General features: G+C 69.2%; 26 protein-coding genes and 1 tRNA gene. 18 read left to right on the forward strand and 9 right to left on the reverse strand.

Annotated features, from left to right (window positions below; genetic code table 11):
* Nucleotides 1–98: 98 nt before the first annotated feature.
* The gene (locus NOW55_RS07710) at nt 99–1,139 is read right to left on the reverse strand and encodes an ATP-binding protein (RefSeq protein WP_256399526.1); all 1,041 of its coding nucleotides are present in this window, start codon (nt 1,137–1,139) and stop codon (nt 99–101) included.
* 84 nt (nt 1,140–1,223) lie between these two features.
* Between NOW55_RS07710 and NOW55_RS07715 the strand changes: the two genes are divergently transcribed.
* Nucleotides 1,224–1,670: a DUF7382 domain-containing protein gene (locus tag NOW55_RS07715; protein WP_256399527.1), complete on the forward strand. Its 447-nt coding sequence runs from the start codon at nt 1,224–1,226 to the stop codon at nt 1,668–1,670.
* On the opposite strand, the gene NOW55_RS07720 is transcribed toward NOW55_RS07715, so the two are convergent.
* The gene (locus NOW55_RS07720) at nt 1,671–2,768 is read right to left on the reverse strand and encodes an iron transporter (RefSeq protein WP_256399528.1); all 1,098 of its coding nucleotides are present in this window, start codon (nt 2,766–2,768) and stop codon (nt 1,671–1,673) included.
* Between the two features lie 88 nt (nt 2,769–2,856).
* Here NOW55_RS07720 and NOW55_RS07725 point away from each other — a divergent pair, with 88 nt between their 5' ends.
* The 3 genes from NOW55_RS07725 to NOW55_RS07735 all read left to right on the forward strand — a co-directional run bounded on the left by NOW55_RS07725 (nt 2,857) and on the right by NOW55_RS07735 (nt 5,132).
* The gene (locus NOW55_RS07725) at nt 2,857–3,297 is read left to right on the forward strand and encodes a halocyanin domain-containing protein (protein WP_256399529.1); all 441 of its coding nucleotides are present in this window, start codon (nt 2,857–2,859) and stop codon (nt 3,295–3,297) included.
* 126 nt (nt 3,298–3,423) lie between these two features.
* The gene (locus tag NOW55_RS07730) at nt 3,424–4,677 is read left to right on the forward strand and encodes a right-handed parallel beta-helix repeat-containing protein (RefSeq protein ID WP_256399530.1); all 1,254 of its coding nucleotides are present in this window, start codon (nt 3,424–3,426) and stop codon (nt 4,675–4,677) included.
* Nucleotides 4,677–5,132: a hypothetical protein gene (locus NOW55_RS07735; protein WP_256399531.1), complete on the forward strand. Its 456-nt coding sequence runs from the start codon at nt 4,677–4,679 to the stop codon at nt 5,130–5,132. Before NOW55_RS07730 ends, NOW55_RS07735 begins: the two co-directional genes overlap by 1 nt.
* Here the strand turns inward: NOW55_RS07735 and NOW55_RS07740 are convergent.
* The 4 genes from NOW55_RS07740 to NOW55_RS07755 are packed head-to-tail and all read right to left on the reverse strand — an operon-like array spanning nt 5,129 to nt 8,192.
* On the reverse strand, nt 5,129–5,857 hold the full coding sequence (locus NOW55_RS07740; protein ID WP_256399532.1) for a protein-L-isoaspartate O-methyltransferase family protein: 729 nt from the start codon (nt 5,855–5,857) through the stop codon (nt 5,129–5,131). The two genes, NOW55_RS07735 and NOW55_RS07740, sit on opposite strands and share 4 nt — an antisense overlap.
* Before the next feature lie 23 nt (nt 5,858–5,880).
* Entirely contained in the window at nt 5,881–6,858 is a 978-nt protein-coding gene (locus NOW55_RS07745) for a methyltransferase domain-containing protein (RefSeq protein ID WP_256399533.1), read from the reverse strand.
* Nucleotides 6,859–6,910: 52 nt separating this feature from the next.
* The gene (locus NOW55_RS07750) at nt 6,911–7,537 is read right to left on the reverse strand and encodes a protein-L-isoaspartate(D-aspartate) O-methyltransferase (protein WP_256399534.1); all 627 of its coding nucleotides are present in this window, start codon (nt 7,535–7,537) and stop codon (nt 6,911–6,913) included.
* A gap of 1 nt (nt 7,538) precedes the next feature.
* Nucleotides 7,539–8,192, reverse strand: a complete 654-nt coding sequence (locus NOW55_RS07755; protein ID WP_256399535.1) for an HVO_0476 family zinc finger protein — start codon at nt 8,190–8,192, stop codon at nt 7,539–7,541.
* Between the two features lie 522 nt (nt 8,193–8,714).
* On the opposite strand from NOW55_RS07755, the gene NOW55_RS07760 reads away from it, so the two are divergent.
* From NOW55_RS07760 to NOW55_RS07785, 6 genes are all read left to right on the forward strand, one after another.
* Nucleotides 8,715–9,143 (forward strand): 30S ribosomal protein S12, encoded by a 429-nt coding sequence (locus NOW55_RS07760; protein WP_089733776.1) that lies wholly within the window; start codon nt 8,715–8,717, stop codon nt 9,141–9,143.
* 2 nt (nt 9,144–9,145) lie between these two features.
* The gene (locus NOW55_RS07765) at nt 9,146–9,760 is read left to right on the forward strand and encodes a 30S ribosomal protein S7 (protein WP_256399536.1); all 615 of its coding nucleotides are present in this window, start codon (nt 9,146–9,148) and stop codon (nt 9,758–9,760) included.
* 97 nt (nt 9,761–9,857) lie between these two features.
* On the forward strand, nt 9,858–11,183 hold the full coding sequence (locus NOW55_RS07770; protein WP_256399537.1) for a PQQ-dependent sugar dehydrogenase: 1,326 nt from the start codon (nt 9,858–9,860) through the stop codon (nt 11,181–11,183).
* Between the two features lie 71 nt (nt 11,184–11,254).
* Entirely contained in the window at nt 11,255–11,908 is a 654-nt protein-coding gene (locus NOW55_RS07775) for a biotin transporter BioY (RefSeq protein ID WP_256399538.1), read from the forward strand.
* Nucleotides 11,905–12,606, forward strand: coding sequence for an energy-coupling factor ABC transporter ATP-binding protein (locus tag NOW55_RS07780; RefSeq protein WP_256399539.1), 702 nt, complete (start codon nt 11,905–11,907; stop codon nt 12,604–12,606). The genes NOW55_RS07775 and NOW55_RS07780 overlap by 4 nt, the downstream gene beginning before the upstream one ends.
* A gap of 10 nt (nt 12,607–12,616) precedes the next feature.
* Nucleotides 12,617–13,342, forward strand: coding sequence for an energy-coupling factor transporter transmembrane component T family protein (locus NOW55_RS07785; protein ID WP_256399540.1), 726 nt, complete (start codon nt 12,617–12,619; stop codon nt 13,340–13,342).
* Between the two features lie 4 nt (nt 13,343–13,346).
* Here the strand turns inward: NOW55_RS07785 and fer are convergent, their stop codons facing one another.
* Together fer and NOW55_RS07795 are read right to left on the reverse strand one after the other, a co-directional pair.
* Nucleotides 13,347–13,994 (reverse strand): ferredoxin Fer, encoded by a 648-nt coding sequence (gene fer, locus NOW55_RS07790; protein ID WP_256399541.1) that lies wholly within the window; start codon nt 13,992–13,994, stop codon nt 13,347–13,349.
* Between the two features lie 402 nt (nt 13,995–14,396).
* Nucleotides 14,397–15,149 carry a DUF5781 family protein gene (locus NOW55_RS07795; protein ID WP_256399542.1) on the reverse strand — a complete coding sequence of 251 codons (753 nt, stop codon included), beginning with the start codon at nt 15,147–15,149 and terminating at the stop codon, nt 14,397–14,399.
* Between the two features lie 213 nt (nt 15,150–15,362).
* Here NOW55_RS07795 and NOW55_RS07800 point away from each other — a divergent pair, with 213 nt between their 5' ends.
* Together NOW55_RS07800 and NOW55_RS07805 are read left to right on the forward strand one after the other, a co-directional pair.
* Complete coding sequence (locus NOW55_RS07800) at nt 15,363–17,552, forward strand: elongation factor EF-2 (protein ID WP_256399543.1); 2,190 nt, start codon at nt 15,363–15,365, stop codon at nt 17,550–17,552.
* A gap of 533 nt (nt 17,553–18,085) precedes the next feature.
* Nucleotides 18,086–18,541 carry an Ig-like domain-containing protein gene (locus tag NOW55_RS07805; protein ID WP_256399544.1) on the forward strand — a complete coding sequence of 152 codons (456 nt, stop codon included), beginning with the start codon at nt 18,086–18,088 and terminating at the stop codon, nt 18,539–18,541.
* Here the strand turns inward: NOW55_RS07805 and NOW55_RS07810 are convergent.
* Nucleotides 18,517–18,735, reverse strand: a complete 219-nt coding sequence (locus NOW55_RS07810) for a hypothetical protein (protein ID WP_256399545.1) — start codon at nt 18,733–18,735, stop codon at nt 18,517–18,519. The two genes, NOW55_RS07805 and NOW55_RS07810, sit on opposite strands and share 25 nt — an antisense overlap.
* A 171-nt stretch (nt 18,736–18,906) precedes the next feature.
* Between NOW55_RS07810 and NOW55_RS07815 the strand changes: the two genes are divergently transcribed.
* The 6 genes from NOW55_RS07815 to NOW55_RS07840 all read left to right on the forward strand — a co-directional run bounded on the left by NOW55_RS07815 (nt 18,907) and on the right by NOW55_RS07840 (nt 22,921).
* On the forward strand, nt 18,907–19,437 hold the full coding sequence (locus tag NOW55_RS07815; RefSeq protein WP_256399546.1) for an amino acid-binding protein: 531 nt from the start codon (nt 18,907–18,909) through the stop codon (nt 19,435–19,437).
* Nucleotides 19,434–20,378: a homoserine dehydrogenase gene (locus NOW55_RS07820; protein WP_256399547.1), complete on the forward strand. Its 945-nt coding sequence runs from the start codon at nt 19,434–19,436 to the stop codon at nt 20,376–20,378. The genes NOW55_RS07815 and NOW55_RS07820 overlap by 4 nt, the downstream gene beginning before the upstream one ends.
* Before the next feature lie 146 nt (nt 20,379–20,524).
* A complete protein-coding gene (gene tuf, locus NOW55_RS07825) occupies nt 20,525–21,790 on the forward strand; it encodes a translation elongation factor EF-1 subunit alpha (protein WP_256399548.1) in 1,266 nt (421 codons plus the stop codon).
* A gap of 4 nt (nt 21,791–21,794) precedes the next feature.
* The gene (gene rpsJ / locus NOW55_RS07830) at nt 21,795–22,103 is read left to right on the forward strand and encodes a 30S ribosomal protein S10 (protein WP_089733751.1); all 309 of its coding nucleotides are present in this window, start codon (nt 21,795–21,797) and stop codon (nt 22,101–22,103) included.
* A gap of 95 nt (nt 22,104–22,198) precedes the next feature.
* Complete coding sequence (locus NOW55_RS07835) at nt 22,199–22,816, forward strand: rhomboid family intramembrane serine protease (protein ID WP_256399549.1); 618 nt, start codon at nt 22,199–22,201, stop codon at nt 22,814–22,816.
* Between the two features lie 33 nt (nt 22,817–22,849).
* Nucleotides 22,850–22,921: transfer RNA gene (locus NOW55_RS07840), tRNA-Ala, on the forward strand.
* The last annotated feature ends 15 nt before the right edge of the window (nt 22,922–22,936 follow it).

Raw genomic sequence — 22,936 nt, forward strand, 5'->3', positions numbered from 1 at the left:
GGAGGCCGAATCGGGATGGGGATGACAGCAGGCGGCGTTCCTGTCGACGATAAATCCTTGTCCCGGACGGGTATTAAGGCCGGTGAAGGGTCAAACCGTCACTTGAGACTTCGGCCCGTCAGGGCCGCACTCGCGGTCGGGCTCCCTCCGTCGTGTGGCGTGCGCCGCTCGCGGACCTGCACCGCGTGGAGCCGCTCGGTGGCGTCGTCGACCACCCTGACCTCGCCCGGCTCGGTCGGCATCCGTGCCGTCAGGTCCTCGTCGACGTACGAGGGCCGTGCCCGTGCCAGTGCCTCGCGGTCCCGCCGGTCGGTGAGTCGGTGGGCGACCAGAAGATCGGCCTGCGACGCGGCCACCGCCGGCAGCGCGCTCGGGCGCTGGGTCGCTGCGACGAGGCTCACTCCGGGCTGCCGCCCACGCGTGAGCAGCGTCCGCAGCGCCGGTGCCGCGACGCCGTCGAAGAACGCGTGCGCCTCGTCGACCAGCAGCCACGGGAGCCGGGCGACCGTCCCCTGCACCCGCGCCCGGTAGAGCGCCGTCGCCGTCGCCCGGACGACCGCGTTCGCCGCCGCCGCCGGCAGTCCCGACACGTCGAGCACCGTCGCGGTTCCCGACGCCAGCGACCCCGCATCGAGCCCGTCCGGGTCGAACACGTCCCACGACGCCGCGAGGTCGAGGTGGTTCCGGGCCGCGCGCCGCGCTGCCTGGTCGCAGTCGAGCTCGGCCAGCGTCGCCCCGATCTCGGCGACGGTCGTCCCCGTCGCCGCCGCCCGCCACAGCGCCGCCCCGCCGGGCGACTCCGGGTCTAGTCCGACCAGCTCGCACCACGCTGTCGGCGGGAGTGCGTCGGGGTCCACCCGCGGCTCTGTGACGACGGTCGCTGAGCCGTCCGCTGTCAGCGTCCCGAACACGTCCATCGGGTCGACCACGACCGGCGCGACGCCTGCACCAGCCGCCAGCCCCTCCGCCAGCACCCCGAGCGTGTACGACTTGCCGTAGCCGCGCTTGCCGACGACGAGCGCGGCGTGCGGGGACTCGCAGTCCAGTTCCACGCTCGCGCCAGCGCTCCCGTCCGGCGCGCGGTAGCGCCCGAACTCGACCGTCGCACCCGGCCCGCCGTCGCGTCCGATGACGACCATGCCCGGTCTGGGCCCGGGATGGTACTTGAACGGTGGGGCCGGGGCACGCCAGCCTTCAAATACCATCGAGCGCCCAACCCCGGCGTGCGACACACACCGCTCCGGCGCGACGACCGCGCCATCGAAGGACTACCGATCCGCCTCGTCATCGCTCTCGTCGTCGGCGTCGCCAGCCTCTCCGTCATGATGAACATGATCTCCGGCATCGGCGGGCTCGCCGTCACCGAGGTCGACGCCCAGCCGACGCCGGACGTCATCACGCCCGGCGAGCAGACCGTCAGCATCCGCGTCGTCGACAGCGACGGCAACCCCGTCGAGGGTGCGACGGTCGTCGTGAAGGGTGCGACCGCGCGACTCGACGGCATCGAGACCGCGAGCACCGGCGAGAACGGCACCGCCGAGATCGAGATCGACCCGTCGCTCGGGCCGAATCAGGCGGAGGGGACGCTCGAGATAGACATCAAACCGCCCGCAGGCAGCGAGTACGCCGACCAGCGCGCGAACACGGTCATCCTGGTGGTCGAGGACTAGTCACCCCACGGTGAACGCGACCGACTCCATCTCGAAGAAGGCCGTCTCGTACCCCTCGTGTCTGGCGACCTGTGGCGGTGTCAGCACCGGGACGACGAGCCTGTCGCCGGATTCGAGGGTCGGTATCGGCGTCCCGTAGTGGGGACCGAGCACCGGGTCGACCGTCCGCGACAGCGTGCGCTCGACGGCCGGCCCGCCACGCCGGTCGGGCTCGACACGCGCCCGGAGCCCCATCCCCGGGAGCACGAGCTCGTTGTGGGGCGTCCGTGCGAGCACCGCGAGGTAGGCATCACCGTCGCTGGCGTCTTCTCCACGGTCCTCGCGATCGATCTCCAGCCGCGCCACTGCGTCACCGGTGAGCTGGAGAACGTCGAGGACCGCGCCGTCGGTCCTCGCCCGACCGAGGTGCTGGCCCGGGAGCGCGTCGATGGTCGGCGCGACGGCTGCGGGGACGCCCGGAGCGTCGGCCGTCGGCAGCGCCCCGTCGCTCCCGGCCTCGGCGAGCCGTCGGCGGTCGATCGCGTCCCGTTCGTCGCGGGCGTACGCCAGTTCGAAGTCGGTGCTCGCCGGCCCCTCGAAGCGCCCGGTGAACACCCCGGTCCGGCGGATGGCGAGGCCGCCCACGCGCACGCGAACGGTGTAGGTACCGTCGCCGGGGAGCGAGACGTTGTCCCCGTAGTGGAAGCCCAGTCGCTGGGAGAGCATCGCGTACACCGCCTCCTGGACGACCAGCTCGCCGTCCCGGAGCACCTCGACGGTCAGCCCCACGTCGGGGAGGACGACACCTGTCTCTCTGTCCCAGACGAGCGTCATGAGGTGGACCGAGTCCGCGGACGCCACCGAGCGGCGGTAACGCTCCCGGCCGACGACCTCCCAGAACCGGCTCGGGTAGCTGTAGAGCAGGCCGAAGCGATAGTCGCCGGCGTCGCGGGTGCCGACGACCCGGACACCGCCCGAACTCGTCGGGCGGTAGACACCGCTCGGCGGGTCATCGAGCACCGGTGGCGGCCACGAGTCGTCGTCCCCCAGCACCGCACAGCCGGCGGCCCCCACCGTCGTCGTGCCGGCCATCGCGGTGAGGAACGTCCTGCGACGCATCGTCCCGGCTTCGACGCGCGACGGGATAGCAGTTGTGCCACGCTACCGCGCACCAAGCTATTTGTACGGGTTGACCGTCGGACCGAGCATGCAGCGACGACGCGTCCTCGCGGGACTGGCGGCGGTGGCGGGCTCGCTGGCCGGCTGTCTCGGCGGCGGTAGTGCAGGGGGGGCCGGCGGCCCCAACGACTCCTACGGCGACTGGTTCGACGGCGTGGACAACTACGACGGCGAGGTCGACCGGACCGGCGAGTCCGAGACGACCGTGCTGGTCGGTGCCGACGACGGGCTCGCGTTCGAGCCGGCGGCCGTGCGTCTCTCGCCCGGGACGACGGTGGTCTGGGAGTGGACCGGCGACGGCGGCGCGCACAACGTCCAGGCAGAGGGTGGCGGGTTCGAGAGCGACCTCGTCGACGACGAGGGCCACACGTTCGAGCACACCTTCTCGGAGCCGTCGCTCGTCCGGTACGTCTGCGACCCGCACCGCGACCTCGGGATGCGCGGTGGGGTGCGTGTCGTCGAGGAGTGAGCGAACGGCCAGTCGAGGTGGGTGGACCGGTCCCCTGCAGTGTGGTGTCTGGTAACAATTATGTCGGAATGCCTCGTTGTATGCGGGGACACGGATGACCGAACGCATCACATCAGGGGGGAGGCGATGGCGCTGAGCCGCCGTCGGCTGCTGCGACTCGCCGGCACGGCCGGGGTCGCGGGGAGCATCGGGGGAGCCGCACTTGCACAGGGGGGCGACGGCGGACGCTATCCGGCGGACCAGCCACGACGCGAGCCGCCACGGGAGTACGACGACTACACCGTCCACCGCGTCCCCGAGGCGTACGACAGCATCCAGGCCGCCGTCGAGGCCGCCGAACCGCGCGATCTCGTGCTCGTCGGGCCGGGGATCTACCGGGAGGCGGTCAGCGTGACCGACACGCCCCGGCTCACCATCCGGGGCACCGACCGCAACGAGGTCATCCTCGACGGCGAGTTCCGCCGGGAGGACGGCGTTCTGGCGACGGTCGACGACGTGATCGTCGAGAACATGACCGCCCGCAACTACCAGCGCAACGGCTTCTTCTGGTCGAGCGTGACCGGCTGGCGCGGGTCGTACCTCACCGCCCACAACAACCGCGTCTACGGCATCTACAACATCGACTCGACCCATGGCCGCTACGACAACTGCTACGCGTCGGGCCACACCGACTCGGGCTTCTACATCGGCCAGTGCAAGCCCTGCTACGCCCGCATCGAGGACGTCCGCTCGGAGCACAATGCCATCGGCTACTCCGGCACCAACGCGGGTGGCTACCTCACGGTCGCGAACTCGGTCTGGCGGCACAACAAGGCCGGCGTCGTCCCGAACACGCTCGACTCGGAGGCCGACCCGCCGCAGGACGCCGCCCGTATCGAGGGCAACCTCGTCGAGCACAACAGCAACGACGACGCACCCGACGCCGCGTTCGGTTACGCGACCAGCGGCGTCGGCATCTCCGTCGCCGGCGGCATCAACAACGAGGTGTTCGACAACGAGGTACGCGGCCACGCCAACTACGGCATCGCGGTGCTCCCGATGATCGACGAGAACCTCTACCAGCCACGGAACAACCTCGTCCGTGGGAACACCGTCTCCGAGTCGGGCCGGGTCGACCTCGCCCTCGGTGCGCCACAGGCCGGCGGCAACCGCTTCGTCGACAACGAGGCGAGCAGCAGCCGCCCGGGACACCTCACCGGCGGCCTCCGCCTGCTCGGTGGCGACCCCGCCGTCACGGTGGCGCTGGTCGAACAGTACCTCCAGCTGGAGAACGGCGACGCGCCGATCGGTGACTGGCGCGAGGCTCCGGAGCCGCCGTTCGACGAGTTGGAGTCGATGCCGGACCCCGAACGAGCGCCGAGGGAGGCGGTGCGTCGCTGATGTCGACCGTCGACTCCCTCAGAGAGCGCGTCCGCTCGCCCTTCGAGCAGCGCCACGATGCGGCGACCACGGCGCTCGTCGTCGGCTGGGCGCTCGTGCTCGGCCTCGTCGCGGGCTGGGTCGTCGCGGACTTCGAGGTTCGGCAGCTCGCGACCGTCGTCGTCGCGCTGGCGGCCGGAATCCTCCTGTACGGGCGGGAGACGCCCCGAGATATCGTCGCGGGCGGGCTGTACATGCTCGCCGCGCTGCTCGCGCTGTTCCCGGTCGCGTACGAACTCCACGTCTTCACCGTCACCGGGATGGCCGGCGTCGACAGCCCGTGGACGCACGTGCTCACGGTCAGCGACCTGCTGCTGTTCGCGCTGTTCCTCGCGGTCGCGGCGGTGCCGGCGCTGCTGGCCTTCCTGGTGGGGAACTGGACGGTGGTGCGGCGGCGACTGGCCGCGCTGCGCTAATCCCAGTCGATCCACTCGTGCTCCCAGCCGTTCCCGAGTGCGGTCTGGGCGCGCTCCCTGTCCTCGCGGTCGGTCCGGTTGCGTTCGAGCGCGCCCGCCTGCTCGCCCTCGACGAGTAGCGGCGCGAACGCGACCGGGCCGTGCTCGTCGACGATTTCGCCGGCTGCATCGACGGAGACGAGCGTCTGTCCGGCCGCGCCGCGGGGCATGACGAGCCGGCCGTCGTCGGCCAGCTGGGAGACGAGCGCACGCGGCGGTTCGACGGCCGCAGCCTCCACGAGCACGCGGTCGAACGGTGCGTACCCCGCGAGGCCGTGGGTGCCGTCGCGGCAGTCGACGAGCACCTCGCCGTAGCCGGCGTCCGCGAGGTTCGAGCGGGCGTCGTAGACGACGCGGCGGGTGATGTCCACCGCGTGGACGTTGCGCGCGCCGGCGAGTTCGGCGGCGACCGCACTGGTGTAGCCGACGCCCGCACCGACGACGAGCACCGCGTCGCCCGGCTCGACGCGCAGGGCCTCGAACAGCCGTGCGACCGAACTCGGTGAGAGGATGCGGGTGCCGGCGTGCTCGTGTGACTGGTCGGTGTACGCGCGCTTCTCCTCGGGGACGAACTCGTGTCTGGGGACCTCCCGCAGCGCCAGGCCGACCCTATCGCTCCGGACGACGCCCTTCGCGTCGTGTTCGAGGCTGTCGACCATGTCGTCCCGCAGCGCCGCCTGCTCCATATCCGAACGTCAGTGATGCGCCGTTATGAATCTCGCGCCTGTCCCAGCACCGCCTGCCGGTCCGTCCCGGGCACGTCGCGCACCTGTACCGCCCGTACTCCCGCGGATTCAAACCACTCGCGGTAGGCGGCGGGCTCGTATGCCTCCCCGGAGCCGAGCGCGAGCCGACGGACCGTCGTCGTACGCGCGGCGGGCGAGCGCCCGCGAAGATGATCCACGACCACGAGCCAGCCGCCCGGCGCGAGCGCGTCGGCCGCCGCCGCGACGAGTCGCCGGTTCGCCGCCGCCGAGCGGTCGCTGGTCCGGAGCGGGACGAACGCACAGTCGACGCCGTCGACGGGGAGTGCGGCGGTACCGTCGGCACCACCGTCGCTGTCGTCGGGCAGTCCCCACGCCACCGTCTCCACGGGCTCGCGGGCGAGCAGCGACGCCGACGCCTCGATACGCCCGGGGGCGTCGAGCAAGGTCACATCGTACCCCCGTCGAGCGAACTCGACGGCGTAGGTACCCGGTGCGCCGCCGACATCGACGACCCGGCCGTCGGGTGCGACGTGCTGGGCGGCGGTGACGCAGGCACGGACGGTGGCCTCGTCGGTCGCCTGCACGCGGCCGAGTCGGTTCCGGGTCCACGCGGTCGTGGTGCCGTCGGGTGCCGGCTCGGTGGCGTCGTCGCTGATCGGTGGAGCCCCGCCGCGCATCGTCTCGGGGAGTTGGCGGAGCGCGTCGAGGTCGTCGAGTTCGGCCGGGAACCGCCCCACCGAGCGGAGGTCGGCAGCTGCGAGGAAGCCCAGTGCGCGGTTCGTCGGCTCGTAGACACCGCCCACGTCGCGGAAGAAGCCGGCGTCGGCGAGCCCCTCGACGGCGAGTCGGGCCGCGCGCTCGGTCACGTCGGTCCGTGCCGCCACCTCCGCGGGCGTGTCGGCGTCGGAGAGCAGCGCGTCGAGTACGCCCGTCTCGCGGGCGGCCCACAGCAGGAACAGCGTCTCCCGGTCCTCTGTCATGGTCGGGCCGACGGACCGGAGGGGAATAACTCCGGCTACTGCCCGCGGTCGGTCACTGCATCCGGACGAAGCGGACCCCACCGCGGTCCTCGCGGTCGAGCGAGCCGTCGGCCCGTCGGGTCGCGTGGACGAGCGTCTGCCGGTCGGTGCCGATGGGGGCGAGGACGACGCCGCCCGGTCTGACCTGCTCGACGACCGCGCTCGGGAACTCGGGTGCAGCGCAGGTCAGGTAGGCCGCGTCGTAGGGGGCGTGCTCGGGCCAGCCCTCGCTTCCGTCGCCCGCTCTGATTCCGATGTCGTCGTAGCCCAGCCGGTCCAGCCGTTCGCGGGCCTCCTCGGCGAGGCGGTCGCTGTACTCCACGGAGAAGACGTTCTCGGGGCCGACGACCTCGGCGGTGACGGCGGCGTGGTAGCCACAGCCGGTGCCGACCTCGAGCACCTGGTCGCCGGGCGAGAGGTCGAGCGCGTCGACCATGATGGCGACCATGTGCGGCGCGCTGATGGTCGCATCGTCTCCGATGGGGAGTGGACGGTCGGCGTAGGCGTTCTTCCGCCTCGATTCGGGGACGAACTCGTGTCTCGGGACCGCCCGCATCGCCTCCAGCGTCGACTCGCGCCGGATGTCGCTCCGGCGGGCGAGCCGGTCGACCAGCGACTCGCGGGCGGCCTCGAAGGTCATCTCACCAGGCGGACCAGGCGGTGGTCTCCTCGTCCCACGCGTAGACGCGTTTCGCGTCCTTGGCGATGACCGTGTCGCCGTCGTGGTCGAGCTTGTCGTGATAGTAGCCCTCCGCGTCGGCACGGACGGCGATACCGCTGATGGTGAACTCGTCGTTGTCGAACGTCTCCGTCTCGCCCACCACGAACTCGTAGTCGCCGGGGACGTACACGCGCTCCGAGCGCGTCTCGTTGTTTCGTCCGTCGCGCGGGTGGATGGTCACGTTGACACCGACGTTCCCGACCGCGCGGGTCCAGAACGTCTCCACGTCGCCCGCCTCGGCCTCCTCGACCCGGCGCTCGCCGTCGAGCTCGAGGCTCGTGATGCGGACCGTCATGATGGCCTCGTCGGTGTCGAGGATGAACTCCTCGCCCGTCGCGACCGTCTCGTCGACCGGGGCCTCCACCGTCGCGGTGAAGGAGTCCCCGTCCTGACTGACGACGACGTCGACGTCGACCGTCTCCTCGGCCTCGACTCGCTCCTTGTGGACGTGCCCGCACTCCGTACAGCGGACCGTGTACATCTGCCCGCGCTCCTTCAGCACCTCGTGCGCCCGTTCGAACTCGGGCGAACACGAGGGACAGGGGAGTGCGAGCCTGTCGGCGACTTCGCTCATACCCGTCTCTACAGGGCGACGCGGTAAAAGCCGTCGGACCGCCCGCGTGTGTGGTGGTGGTTGTCGGTGTGGGTCCCGGCCGGTGTCGTCGTCGCCCGCTCTCGCCCGCTCTGCGACCCGAAAGTTTACACTAATCGTAAACTTTGCTGGCTGAGCAGCCGGGTGGCGCGCGGCTGGCGAGACCGCGACCGTAGGGAGTCTCGCCAGTCTCCCGAGTCGAGAGTATCGGGGCTTTCTGGCCGCTGTCTGCCCCAGTCCACTTGCCTGAACACCCACCAACCAGGTGCCGACCAACTCACGGGAATACAGACAGCACACCAACCAGAACAGCCGAACGCACCAGATACCCAAACGAGCGAGTCTGCGAACAGCTTTCGAGATAAGGAGCGCGCAGAGCGCGTAACTCGCACACCCGAAACGGCCTCAGATTCCTCCTTCGACCCCTCTCGCGCTCGCTGGGGCCGTAACTCGTGGGGCCAAAAGGGTGGGCTTAAGTGCCTCCGTAAGATAGCGACTGGTACTATGGCGAACGGCAAATACGCCGCGCGCAAGCTCAAGAAGGACCGCCAGAACCACCGGTGGTCCGACTCTGAGTACGCTCGACGCGAGCGCGGACTTCGCAAGAAGTCCGACCCGCTCGAGGGCGCGCCCCAGGGTCGAGGTATCGTACTGGAGAAGGTCGGCATCGAGGCGAAGCAGCCGAACTCCGCGATTCGGAAGTGCGTCCGTGTCCAGCTGATCAAGAACGGCAAGCAGGTCACGGCGTTCTGCCCGGGCGACGGTGCAATCTCGTTCATCGACGAGCACGACGAGGTCACCATCGCCGGTATCGGTGGGGCGAAGGGTCGCGCGATGGGTGACCTCTCCGGCGTGAACTACAAGGTCGAGAAGGTCAACGGCGTCGCGATGCTCGAACTCGTCCGCGGGAACGCGGAGAAGCCGGTGCGATAACCATGTCGGCAGAAGACACACCCGAGCCGGACAAGCCGGCCGGAACGGACGACGAGGGCGCACGCGCCCAGCTGTTCGGCACGTGGGACGTGACCGAAACCGAGTACAACGACCCGTCGACCGAGCGCTACATCTCGGTGACGCCGGTCGCGCACACGATGGGCCGTCACTCCTCGAAGCAGTTCAAGAAGTCCGAGATCTCCATCGTCGAGCGGCTCATCAACCGCCTGATGCAGACCGAGGAGAACACGGGCAAGAAGCAGAAGGCGATCCAGATCGTCCGCGAGGGCTTCGAGCAGATTCACGAGCGCACCGACGAGAACCCCATCCAGGTGCTCGTCACCGCCGTGGAGAACGCGGCACCCCGCGAGGAGACCGTTCGCCTGAAGTACGGTGGCATCTCCGTCCCGAAGGCCGTCGACGTCGCGCCGCAGCGTCGCGTCGACCAGGCCCTCCTGTTCCTGGCCGACGGCACCTACAAGGATTCGTTCAAGACCTCGACGTCCGCCGCCGAGGCGCTGGCCGACCAGCTCATCGGTGCGGCGAACTACGACGTCCAGACGTACGCCATCAGCCAGAAGGAAGAGAAGGAACGCGTCGCGGCCGCGGCACGCTAACGCTCTCTCTATCTCCCGTTCTCGCCACGCTCCGGAGTCGCTGGCTCGGTCGCTGGATAGCACGAAGTATTTACCTGTCCTGTCGATAGCACGTTGTATGGCACCGAACCCTCCATCCCGCCGCCAGTTCCTCGCGGCGGCCGCAGCGGCCGGTCTGGCCGGCTGTCTCTCGGACGTCACCGGCACCGACGGTACACCCACCGACCCGCCCACGTCGGCGTACGACCCGACGGTCGACGACGCCGAGTGGCCCCGGTACGACGAGGACTGGGACGCGCCGACGGACTCGCCACTGGACTACGAGTACGAGACGGAGGTGCTGGTCGAGAACCTCGAGATTCCGTGGGACATCTCGTTCACGGGCGAGGACGAGCTGTTCCTGACCGAACGCACCGGCACCATCCGGCGGTTCGAGTCGGGCGACGTGGTCGACGTGGTCGAGCCGGACGAGGCCATCGACGCGAGCGCCATCGACAGCCCCGACGAACAGACCTGGTGGGTCGAGGGCGGCGAGGGTGGCCTGCTCGGCGTCGCGGCGCACCCGGACTACCCGGAGCCGCCGCTGGTGTACGCCTACTACACGTACACCGAGGGCGGGACGAAGAAGAACAAGGTGTCGTCGTTCGACGCCTCCGCGGACGACCCGCAGTCGACGGTGACGCCCATCGTCGAGGGAATCCCGGGCGAGACGTACCACGACGGCGGTCGCATCGCGTTCGGCCCGGAGGGTCACCTCTGGATCACGACGGGGGACGCGGGGACGGCCTCGCGCAGCCAGAACATGGACTCGCTGGGCGGGAAGGTGCTCCGCGTCACCGCCTCGGGCGACCCGGTCGACGGGAACGCCGAGGGTGGCGACGGGCGCATCTTCTCGCTGGGCCACCGGAACCCCCAGACCATCACGTGGTTGCCGGACGCGACCCCGGTCGAGGCCGAGCACGGCCAGACCGCACAGGACGAGGTGAACCTGCTCTCGCCCGGCTGGAACGGCGGCTGGCCCGAGGCCCGGACCGCCGACGAGTACCCCGGCACCGACTACAACCGCCCGGTCGCACACACGGGGCGGTCCACCTGGGCCCCGAGCGGCGGCGTCTTCTACACGGGCGACAGCGTGCCGGGGCTCCAGAACCGGCTGCTGCTCGGCGGACTCAAGAGCCAGCGCATCAACGTCGTGACGCTCTCGCCGGCGGACGCGGAGCTGCCGCCCGCCGAGAACGGCCGTCGACACGACGCCGACTGGATGAACAACGACTACGTCGCCACCTCCCACCACCTGTTCGAGGACGAGTTCGGGCGCATCCGCCACGTCGAACAGGGGCCCAACGGCGACCTCTACTTCATCACCTGCAACCGCGACGGCCGTGCCGACGGGGACTTCCCCAAGGAGAACGGCGACCGGCTCGTCCGCGTGCGGCAGGTCTGAGCCGTCAGTTCACTGGTCCTCCGCGCTCGTAAACCGGCACTCTATTATTGGTTGACGGTAATTCGAGACGTATGTCCGACTCGCACGAATCGGTCGACCTCGTCGCCGACGAGACGGTCGAACGGCTCGCGCTGGCGGCGGTCGTCGCGGCGCTGACGGCCGCGCTCGCACAGGTGTCGATTCCCGTGCCGGGGTTGCCCGCGCCGGTGTCCTTCCAGCCGTTCGGGGTGTACGCCGCCGGGCTGTTGCTCGGCGCGCGCTGGGGTGGGTTCTCGATGCTACTGTACCTGCTCACCGGCGCGGCCGGCGTGCCGGTGTTCTCGGACGGCGGTGCGGGACTCGGCTACGCCCTCGGCCCGACGGGCGGCTACCTCGTCGGCTACGTCGTCGCGGCAGTGGTCATCGGGCTGGTCGCCCACGGTGGGCTCGACGCGGAGCGGCCGTCGTCGGTTCCGGCGTGGCGGCAGTCCCTCGCGCTGTTCGTCGGCATCGCCGTCATCTACGCGCTCGGCGTGCCGTGGCTCGCGGAGACGACTGAGTACTCCCTGTCTGCCTCGATGGCGGTCCCACTTGACGTGCCGTTCGTCGGGCTGTCGGGGCCGACGGTGACGATGCCGGAGGCGGTCGTCGTCGGGGCGGCCATCTTCCTCCCGGGTGACGTGCTGAAGATACTCGCGACGCTCGGCCTCGTCCGGACCGGCGAACTCGACGCACTCGTCGAATGATCCGCGTCGAGGACCTCTCGCACAGCTACGGCGACACGCAGGTGCTCGACGACGTGTCGACGACCGTCGACGACGGCGAGTTCGTCCTCGTCGTCGGCGCGAACGGCAGCGGGAAGACGACGCTCGTCCGGCAGTGCAACGGCCTGCTCGCCCCCGATTCGGGCCGGGTCGTCGTCGACGGCACGTCCGTCCACGAGAACCTCGTGCGTGCCCGCACCCGCGTCGGCATGGTGTTCCAGCACCCCCGCGACCAGCTCGTCGCCGCGACGGTCGGCGCTGACGTGGCGTTCGGCCCCGAGAACCTGGGCCTCGACCGCGACGAGGTCGACAGCCGGGTCGAAGACGCCCTCGATGCCGTAGGGATGGCCGAGCGCGAGGACGAACGCGTCGACGAGCTCTCCGGCGGGGAGGAGGCCCGGGTCGCCATCGCGGGCGCGCTGGCGATGGAGCCGGCGCACCTGATACTCGACGAACCGCTCGCCGGGCTGGACGCGACCGGTCGCGAGTCCGTCCGCGCGCGCCTCGCAGAGCTCCATGCCGACGGGACGAGCGTCGTCGTCGTCACGCACGACCTCCGCGAGTGGTTCGACACCGCGGACCGCGTCGTCGCGCTCGCCGACGGGCGCATCGTCGCCGACGGTCCGCCGGAATCGGTGCGGGGCGACCTCGACGGCGTGGCGGTCGACGTGCCGCCGTGAGCACCTCGCCATGATCAGCTACACACCCGGCGGCACGCCCGCCCACCGGCTCGACGCGCGCTCGAAGCTCCTGTTCCAGTTCGGCTTCGCGCTCGCCGCGTTCGCGAGCCCGACGCCGCGCTGGCTCGCCGCGGTGGCGGTCGTCGCTGGCCTCGCGCTCGTCGGCTCGCGGACCAGCCCCGTCGCGGTCGTCCGCACGTACTGGTTCGTGTTCGTGCTCCTGTTCAGCGGCCCGGCCCTCGACCTGGTCGCGCTCTCGCCACCTCGGCTCACCCCCGGGCGGGCAGTCGCCTCGACGCTCGCCGTGAGCCGGGTCGCGCTGGTGCTGTTCGTCGGCGCGGCGTACGTCCGCACCACCCCCGTTCGCGAGACGCGAGCGACCATCCAGCGGTACGTCCCCGGGAAGGCGGGCCGCCTGCTCGGTGTCGGCGTCGCACTCACCGCCCGGTTCCTGCCGGTGCTCCGCCGCGACCTGCTCGCCGCCCGGACCGCGATGCGTGCCCGTCTCGGTGGCGAGCGCCCGGTGACCGACCGCCTCGGCCGTCTCGGCCGCCTCGGACTCGCCCGGGCGTTCGAGCGTGCCGACCGGCTGGCGCTGGCGCTCCGGGCACGGTGTTTCTCGTGGGAGCCGACGCCGCCGAAATTCCGGTTCACCGCGGCCGACGCGGTCGTCTCGACCGTCGGCGCTGGGCTGGCGGTCGCGGGGCTGTCAGTCACGCTCGGCCTGTGGCCCTGACCGGTCAGTTCATCCGCGACGGTAACTGGAGCTCCTCCAGCCCGGGCAGGTCCTTCACGTTGTAGACCACCTGCAGGTCGTCGGTCACCGGCGTCCCGATACAGGAGAGCTGGATGCCCTGTGCGACGAGCTCGTCCGAGAGCACGTTGTCGACGGTCATCTCGAGTGCGCCGTCGACGACGAGCACCGCGCAGTTCGCGCACGCGCCGCCGCGACACGAGAACGGCCAGTCGAACCCCTGCTCCTCGGCGGCCTCCAGCAGGTAGTCGCCGGGCTCGACCTCGAAACTGCCGTACGATTCCTCGGCCAGTCCGGCGCGGCGAGCCTTCCGGAACAGCTCGTCGTCGCCGAGCTCCCAGCCGTTCGCCACGACCGCCTCGTAGTCGAGGTACTCCACGTAGACGTTCGGGTCCCGCTCGGGCTCCGGCGCGGACTCCGCCGCCGTCGCCGGCTCGTCGGTCCCGTTCGTCTCGTACCAGCTGTCGGCGCTCCCGTCGACGATGGTCTCGTAGGCCGACTGGACCAGCTGGAACTCCCGCGCCGACCCACCCTGGTCCGGGTGGACCTCCTTCACCCGCCGACGGTACGCCCGGTGCACCGTCTCCTCGTCGGCGTCGGGGTCCACCTGCAACACGTCGAAGGGCGAGGGCACGCGTATCGCTAGCGAAATCAGCGTAATAAGTCTCTCCCACTCAGCAAGGTCTGCTGGGGTGTCTGTGACCATGGGACGGGGTGAATGTGAACAGTCACAACGCTCTGCTAGTCGTGGGACGCTTCCGGACCGGAAACGACCAGAGAGCCCCCGGCCCCTTTCAGTCCCAGTCGACGGCGACCGCACCGCACACCTCCCCAGCCTCTCATCCTCGGAAATTGGAGATCTCAGGTCGGCTCACGAGACGCAAGCGTCTCGTGACCGCTGCTCGCTCCGCTGACCGATGCTCGCTCCGTTCCTCAGCCCTCGCGCGCCACAGGCTCGCGGTCTCACTTCGCCCGACACGCGCGCCGGCGCGCGCCGGTGGTGAAAATCGAACCGTTGTCGTACCCGGGTGGTTCCTCAGTCCGCAGCCTGCTGCCCGCCGAGCGCGAACGCGCGGGTCACGTCGACGAGCGACTTGCGGTACTCGCTCTCGGTCGGGTCGTCGACGAGCGAGACGAACCGCTCTTTGAACTGGTCGAGGCTCACGTCGGGGGCGTCGCTGGCGGCGGCGGCGGCGAGGTCGTACAGCCGATGGTCCGGGCCGGCGAGGTCGTGGCGTTCGACGAGTGCCAGCGCGAACGCGGCGTTGACCGCGGTGATGTCGGGGTCGGAGCCCGGGTTCGCGGGAACGAGGCCGCCGCGGAACGGGCGGGGCTGGTCGGCGACGGCGGCGGCGAGCCCGGATTCCAGGAAGGACACGAGCTTGTCGGCCGAGGCGACGCGCATCGTGATGTCGTCGGCGTAGATGTCCTTCATGTGGTTGGCGATCTGGTAGCACTGGGCGACCTTGTGGCGTTCGACGCTGTTGCCGGCGAGCCCGAGGAACAGCGCCTCGTCGGTCGACTGGGTGTGTGACGGGTGGGACTCCTCGTAGCGGACCATGTGGGCGAACTCGTGGAGCGCGAGCTCGCGGGCCATCGCGCTCGTGGCCGCCCGTCTCGAGATGTTGAGGACGTGGTGGTCGTCGTAGTGGCCCGTCCACGTCCGCTCGTCCGGGTTCTCCCGGACGTGCACGCGGACCGGCAGGTCGAGGTCGCACTCGGTCTCGAAGACGTCCCTGGCGCTGAGAAACGGGGCGGTCGGTCCGCCGTCCTGCACGCGAACCTCCATGTACACCAGTATCACGGCTCTCTCGCGTATGAGCGTTGCGGCTGTGGTACCGGTTGCCGCGTCATGCGGTGCCGATTTCATGTCACCACCCGGGACCGTGTGTATCGTTGTCGCACGAACGTCCGAATCGGGGGCCAACACCCGGGTATTCGTGGGGTTCCACCCCGATTGAAACCGCGTTACTTTTGAACCTTGTGCCGGTATCAGGCATCAATGGGTAGACGCAAGAAGATCGTCGACGAGTGCGAGCGACTGATGGACGAGCCGGAGCAGATCCGGAACATCGCCATCGCCGCACACGTCGACCACGGCAAGACAACGCTCACAGACAACCTGCTCGCCGGAACGGGCATGATCGCCGACGAAGGTGAGGCGACCAAGCTCATGATGGACACCGAGGAGGACGAGCAGGAGCGTGGGATCACCATCGACGCGGCGAACGTCTCGATGACCCACGAGTTCGAGGGCCAGAACCACCTCATCAACCTCATCGACACTCCCGGCCACGTCGACTTCGGTGGCGACGTCACCCGCGCGATGCGCGCGGTCGACGGTGCGCTCGTCGTCGTCGACGCCGTCGAGGGCGCGATGCCCCAGACGGAGACCGTCGTCCGGCAGGCCCTGCGCGAGGGCGTGAAGCCGGCCCTGTTCATCAACAAGGTCGACCGCCTCATCAGCGAGCTCCAGGAGGGGCCCCAGGAGATGCAGGAGCGCCTCCAGAAGGTCATCGCCGACGTCAACGAGCTCATCCGCGGGATGACCGAGGACATGGACGACGTCGACGACTGGACCGTCTCCGTCGAGGACGGCACCGTCGCGTTCGGCTCCGCCCTGTACATGTGGGGCGTCTCGGTCACCTCGATGCAGCGCACCGGCCTCGACTTCGGCGACATCATCGACATGGAGCGCAGCGACCAGCGTCAGGAGCTCCACGAGAAGACGCCGCTGTCGAACGTCGTGCTCGACATGGTCGTCGAGCACTTCCCGAACCCGGTCGACGCCCAGCCCCGGCGTGTCCCGCGCATCTGGCGTGGCGACGACGACCTCGACATCGCAGAGCAGATGCGTCTGGTCGACGACGAGGGCGAGGTCGTCCTGATGGTCACCGACATCGGGATGGACCCCCACGCCGGCGAGATCGCGACCGGCCGCGTCTTCTCCGGCACCGTCGAGAAGGGCCAGGAGCTCTACGTCTCCGGGACCGCGGGCAAGAACCGCGTCCAGTCCGTCGGTATCTACATGGGCGGCGAGCGCGAGGAGGTCGAACACGTCCCGGCAGGCAACATCGCAGCCGTCACCGGTCTGCGCGACGCCATCGCCGGCTCCACCGTCTCCTCCATCGAGATGACTCCCTTCGAGTCCATCGAGCACATCTCGGAGCCGGTCATCACGAAGTCCGTCGAGGCGAAGAGCATGGACGACCTGCCGAAGCTCATCGAGACGCTGCGTCAGGTCTCCAAGGAGGACCCGACCATCCAGATCGAGATCAACGAGGACACCGGCGAGCACCTCATCTCCGGACAGGGCGAGCTCCACCTCGAGGTCATCACCCAGCGCATCGAGCGCAACCAGGGCATCCCGGTCTCGACCGGTGAGCCCATCGTCGTCTACCGCGAGGCCCCGCGCCAGGCGACCGAGGAGGTCGAGGGTATCTCGCCGAACCGCCACAACCGGTTCTACCTCACCCTCGAACCGATGAGCGAGGAGATCGTCGAGAAGATCCGTCTCGGCGAGGTCTCCATGGACATGCCCGAGCAGGAACGCCGCGAGGCCCTGCAGGAGGCCGGCATGGACAAGGACTCCTCCCAGAACGTCGAGCACATCTACGGCACCAACATCCTGCTCGACGACACGAAGGGTATCCAGCACCTCAACGAGACGATGGAGCTCTTCATCGAGGGGCTCGAGGAGGCCCTCGAGGACGGCCCGCTCGCCGCGGAGCCCGTCCAGGGTTCGCTCCTGCGCCTGAAGGACGCCCGCCTGCACGAGGACACCATCCACCGCGGTCCGGCACAGGTGATCCCGGCAGTCCGGAACGCCGTCCACCGTGCCCTCATCCACTCCGGCGTCGCGCTGCTGGAGCCGATGCAGAACGTCCGCATCGACGTGCCCAACGAGCACATGGGTGCCGCCTCCGGCGAGATCCAGGGCCGCCGTGGCCGCGTCGACGACATGTACCAGGAGGGCGACCTCATGGTCGTCGAGGGTATCGCGCCCGTCGACGAGATGATCGGCTTCTCCTCGGACATCCGCTCCGCGACCGAGGGTCGCGCGTCGTGGAACACCGAGAACGCCGGCTTCGAGTTCATGTCCGACTCGCTCCAGAAGGACAAGATCATGGAGATCCGCGAGCGCAAGGGCATGAAGCTGGAGCTGCCCGAGGGCGCCGACTACCTGAACTGAGGGTTTCGGTCGCTTTCGTTTCTTCTGCGGTTCTTTCGTCGTTTTTGTGAGTGGCTACGATTCGTGGTTCGTCGGGGTTTGTGAGGAGAGTTGGTGGCTGACGCAGCCAGAAAGCCCGTCTAGCGTCGGAACTGCTTGAACCGCAAACGGCCAGAAAGCCCCGGCGTGCTCGTCGGCTGTGACTCGCTGCGTCCCCGGAAATCGGAGATTTCCGGTGTGCTCACGAGACGCTCGCGTCTCGTGACCGCTCCTCGTTCCTGCGGTGCTTGCGTCGTCTCGCTCGACGAGCACGCCGCCCCTTTCAGTCCCACCCGACCGCACCGCCACCGCCCTCGTACCTCCCCAGCCTCCTGCGATGCTCGCTGGCGCTGCGCTTCTCGTCCCTCGCGCGAGCGTCGGCGAGCGGCCTCGCTGTGCTCGGCACGCTCGCCAGCCACGCGCCACCAGGTTGATTCGAAAATCAACGGGCAGAACGACCCCGGCAGGCTCACTCAGGCCGGGAACTTATCAGGCGCGACCCGGTGCTGTCACCGATGGCAAGCACGCCCCCCAGGCGGCGACTGCTCGGCTCGGTCGCGGCCAGCATCGCGCTGCTCGGCGGCTGTCTCGGCGATTCGGGTGGGGACGACAGTCCTCCGAACCTCGGGGCGGTCGAGCTCCGGAACAGTCACGACCGGGCCCACGACGTGCGGGTGACGGTGGTCGACGACGGCGAGACACTGTACGAACGCACGGTTTCGCTCGATGCCGCGTCGGACGGCGAGGTGGCGGGCCGGGTGTTGACCGGCGGCTTCACCGCGGCCGAGGATGGCCTCACCGTCGAATACTCGGTCGATGGCGGCGAGAGGGAGCGGGTTAGAACGACGGATCTCGGCGACGAACCGTGTTACGTGCTACTGATTCGAATCGGGGACGGCGGCGGCGTCTCGACGTTCACCACGACCGGCTACGAGTGCGAAACGACTCAGAACGGCAGGATTCGGTCGTAGAAGGCGTCGATGCTGTCGTTGATGCCCTCGGGCTGGCGCGACCCCCAGGGGTAGCGCGAGAAGTAGTAGCCGCAGGCGACGATGATGCCGACGGTCTGTGCCATCGAGGGGGCGACGAGCGCTGTCAGCAGGATGCCGGCGATGGCGAGGACGCTCGCGACCACGACCTCGACCATCTGGCGTGCGATGGACATACCCGAGGGTACGCCCGACGGGGCAAGAAGCCACCGGACCCGGGCGTCGCGGCGTGTGACCGTGTTACGACGACGGGACAGTGGTGAGACTTGCACGTGGCTGAAGGCTTATGTCCGCCCCGGCGAACAGCGTAGACATGAAGCGACGACGCCCGGTGTCGGGTGAGAGCGATGGCTGACGTTGCCGAGACGCGGCGCGCGTACACGGTTCGACTCGAGCTCGTCGACGAGCCCGGCGAGCTGATGCGTGCGCTCCGGCCCATCGCGGAGAACGGCGGCAACCTCCTGTCGGTGTTCCACGAGCGCGGCAACCTGACACCGCGGGGGAACATCCCGGTCGAGGTGGACCTGGAGTGCTCGCCGGGCCGGTTCGACGACATCGTGGCGGGGCTGCGCGACGCGGGCGTGACGGTGACACAGGCGGGCGCGGACGGCTACGCCGAGGAGGTGACGCTGCTGCTCGTCGGCCACCTCGTCGACACGGACCTCTCTGATACGCTCTCGACGGTCGAGTCCTGCAGCGGCGCGTCGGTGACGGACTTCTCGCTCGACGCGCCCGCGGGCACCGACGAGCAGTCGAGCGCGCGGCTCCGGCTCGCGGTCGACCCGCCACAGGTCGACGAGGTGCTGTCGGTGGTCCGCGACGTGGCCGACCGGAAGGGACTGCAGGTCGTGGAGCCGCTCGTGGAGGGTGAGCGATGAGGCTCGCCGTCCTCGGTGCGGGCGCGGTCGGGCGGTCGGTCGTGAAGCTGGCGGGCGAGCACGGGCATACGGTCACCGCGGTCGCGGATTCGAGGGGGGCGGCCATCGACGCGGACGGGCTCGACCCCGAGACGGTGCTGTCGCGGAAGTCCGCCCGGGGCAGTGTCGGCGGTGCGGACCCCGGGGACGCGCTCGCCGCGGAGTACGACGTGCTGGTCGAGGCGACGCCGACGACGCTCGACGACGCAGAGCCCGGGTTCTCGCACGTCCGGGGGGCGCTCGACCGCGACCGACACGTCGTGCTCGCGAACAAGGGGCCGGTCGCGGAGCGCTACGGCGAGGTGCGCCGGCTCGAGGCCGAGAGCGAGGGGTCGGTGCTGTTCGAGGCGACCGTCGCGGGTGCCATCCCGGTGCTGGGCACCATCGCGGACTACGGCCCGGACCAGGTGACGGCGGTCCGTGGCGTGCTCAACGGGACGGCGAACTTCATCCTCTCGCGGATGGCCGCAGAGGGGCTCGATTACGAGCACGTGCTCGCCGAAGCCCAGGACCTCGGTGTCGCCGAGGCCGACCCGGCGTTCGACGTCGAGGGGACCGACGCCGCGCTCAAGTGCGTCATCCTCGCGAACGTGCTCGGGAACGGGGGATACACGCTCGCCGACGCCGAGGTGTCCGGCATCGTCGACATCCCGCCGAGCGCGCTCTCGCTCGCGCAGGCGGACGGACGCACGGTCCGCCTCGTCGGCGAGGCGACGCCCGACGGCATCCGCGTCGGCCCGCGGCTCGTCCCGACGGAGAGCCCCCTCGCCGTGGGGGGGACCGAGAACATCGTCCAGCTGGAGACGAGACACGCGGGCACGCTCGCGCTCCGCGGGCGCGGCGCGGGCGGTGACGAGACAGCGAGTGCGGTGCTCGCGGACGTCGCGCGGCTGGAATGCTGAATCGCCACCCGAGACGGGGCCACCGTGTGTCGGTGTCACACAAACCGCGGGACGGCGACGCGGTCAGCAGGAGTCCGTATCGAAATGGTTTTAACCGTTTCTGCCGAAAGCTTCCCACACAGCGCCTCTGCGCGTGAGATATAACAATGAGCGACATACCGCACCAGAACCTGGCCATCATCGGCCACGTCGACCACGGCAAGAGCACACTTGTCGGACGACTCCTCTTCGAGACGGGGAGCGTCCCGGAGCACGTAATCGAGCAGTACCGAGAGGAAGCCGAAGAGAAGGGCAAGGGCGGCTTCGAGTTCGCCTACGTCATGGACAACCTCGCCGAGGAGCGAGAGCGAGGTGTCACCATCGACATCGCCCACCAGGAGTTCGACACGGATAAGTACAACTTCACCATCGTCGACTGTCCGGGCCACCGTGACTTCGTCAAGAACATGATCACGGGCGCCTCGCAGGCCGACAACGCGGTGCTCGTCGTCGCCGCAGACGACGGTGTCGCGCCCCAGACCCGAGAGCACGTCTTCCTGGCACGTACGCTGGGTATCGGCGAGCTCATCATCGGTGTCAACAAGATGGACATCGTCGACTACAGCGAGGACAAGTACAACGGTGTCAAGGAGGAGGTCAACAAGCTCCTGAAGCAGGTTCAGTTCCGCTCCGACGACGCCACGTACATCCCGATCTCCGCCTTCGAGGGCGACAACATCGCCGAGCGGTCCGACAACACGGACTGGTACGACGGCGAGATCCTCCTCGAGGCACTCAACAGCCTGCCGGAGCCGGAGCCGCCGACGGACGCGCCGCTCCGCCTGCCGATCCAGGACGTCTACACCATCTCCGGCATCGGTACCGTCCCCGTCGGACGTATCGAGACCGGGACGATGAACATGGGCGACATGGTCTCCTTCCAGCCCAGCGACGTGGGCGGCGAGGTCAAGACCATCGAGATGCACCACGAGGAGGTCCCCAAGGCCGAGCCCGGTGACAACGTCGGGTTCAACGTCCGCGGCATCGGCAAGGACGACATCCGCCGTGGCGACGTCTGTGGCCCCGCCGACGACCCGCCGACGGTCGCCGAGACCTTCAAGGCCCAGATCGTCGTGATGCAGCACCCGAGCGTCATCACGGCCGGCTACACGCCGGTCTTCCACGCGCACACCGCACAGGTCGCGTGCACCATCGAGAGCCTCGACGCCAAGATCGACCCGGCATCGGGTGAGATCGCGGAGGAGAACCCCGACTTCATCCAGTCCGGCGACGCGGCGAAGGTCACCGTTCGCCCGCAGAAGCCCCTCAGCATCGAGCCGGCCGGCGAGATCTCCGAGCTCGGCAGCTTCGCGGTGCGTGACATGGGTCAGACCATCGCCGCCGGTCAGGTCCTGAGCGTCAACGAGAAGTAAACAGATGCAACAGGCACGCGTCCGTCTCGCGGGCACCAGCCCCGACGACCTCGACAACATCTGCGACGACGTTCGCGAGATCGCGAACAAGACCGGCGTCTCGCTGTCGGGACCGATTCCGCTCCCGACGAAGACGCTGGAGATCCCGACTCGCAAGTCCCCCGACGGTGAGGGGACCGCGACGTGGGAGCACTGGGAGATGCGCGTCCACAAGCGCCTGATCGACCTCGACGCCGACGAACGTGCGCTTCGTCAGCTGATGCGGATCCAGGTGCCGAACGACGTCAGCATCGAAATCGTCCTCGAGGACTGAGGACGCTGCCGACGGCTTCTCTCTCTCGCGCAGCGCCGTCGGTCGACGCGCGGTCGACCCCCTCAGTTTAGTAGCTGCGGGACTCCACTGAATATATGTCGCGCGGGAGCCCGACCCTCGACACGCTCGTCGTCTTCGCCGTCGTCTTCGCCTTCCAGCAGCTCGTGGTGGGTCTCTTCGGTATTTTCGGCGCGTGGCGACCCGTCTACGCCTTCCTGTTCGTCCTCGACTCACCGATTTCGCAGCCGTGGACGTTCGTCACGAGCGTCTACGCGCATGCCGGCGTCGGTCACCTCCTGTCGAACGCCGTCGCGCTCGTGCTCGTCGGGTTCATTCTCGAACGGTACACGACCCGGTGGCGGTTCCACCTCTTTTTCGTCTGTACCGGCGCGTTCGCCGGCTTCGTTCAGGTTCTCCTGACCGACGCCCCCGGCGTCCTCGGTGCGAGCGGCGCCGTGTTCGCACTGTACGGCTACGTCCTCGGCGGGAACCGGCTCACCGACGGCCTGCTCCGGAACCTCGACATCCCGGCGTGGGCCGAGTACGGCGTCTTCCTCGTCGTCGCGCTCGTGGTCACCGTCGCGACCGGCGCTCCCGGCGTCGCGCTGCTCGCGCACTTCACCGGCTTCCTCGTCGGCGTCGCCGCCGGCCGCGTCAACCTGCTTGCGGTGTCACAGTCCACCCCGTACGGCACCCGAAAGGAAAGGTACTAATACGCACCACGGGCAAGCATTGGATGCGTTCGCGGGCTTGTAGATCAGCGGTAGATCGCTTCCTTCGCAAGGAAGAGGCCCTGGGTTCAAATCCCAGCAAGTCCATCCCGATTCTCGACG

The sequence above is a fragment of the Haloarchaeobius litoreus genome, assembly GCF_024495425.1.
GTDB lineage: Archaea > Halobacteriota > Halobacteria > Halobacteriales > Natrialbaceae > Haloarchaeobius > Haloarchaeobius litoreus.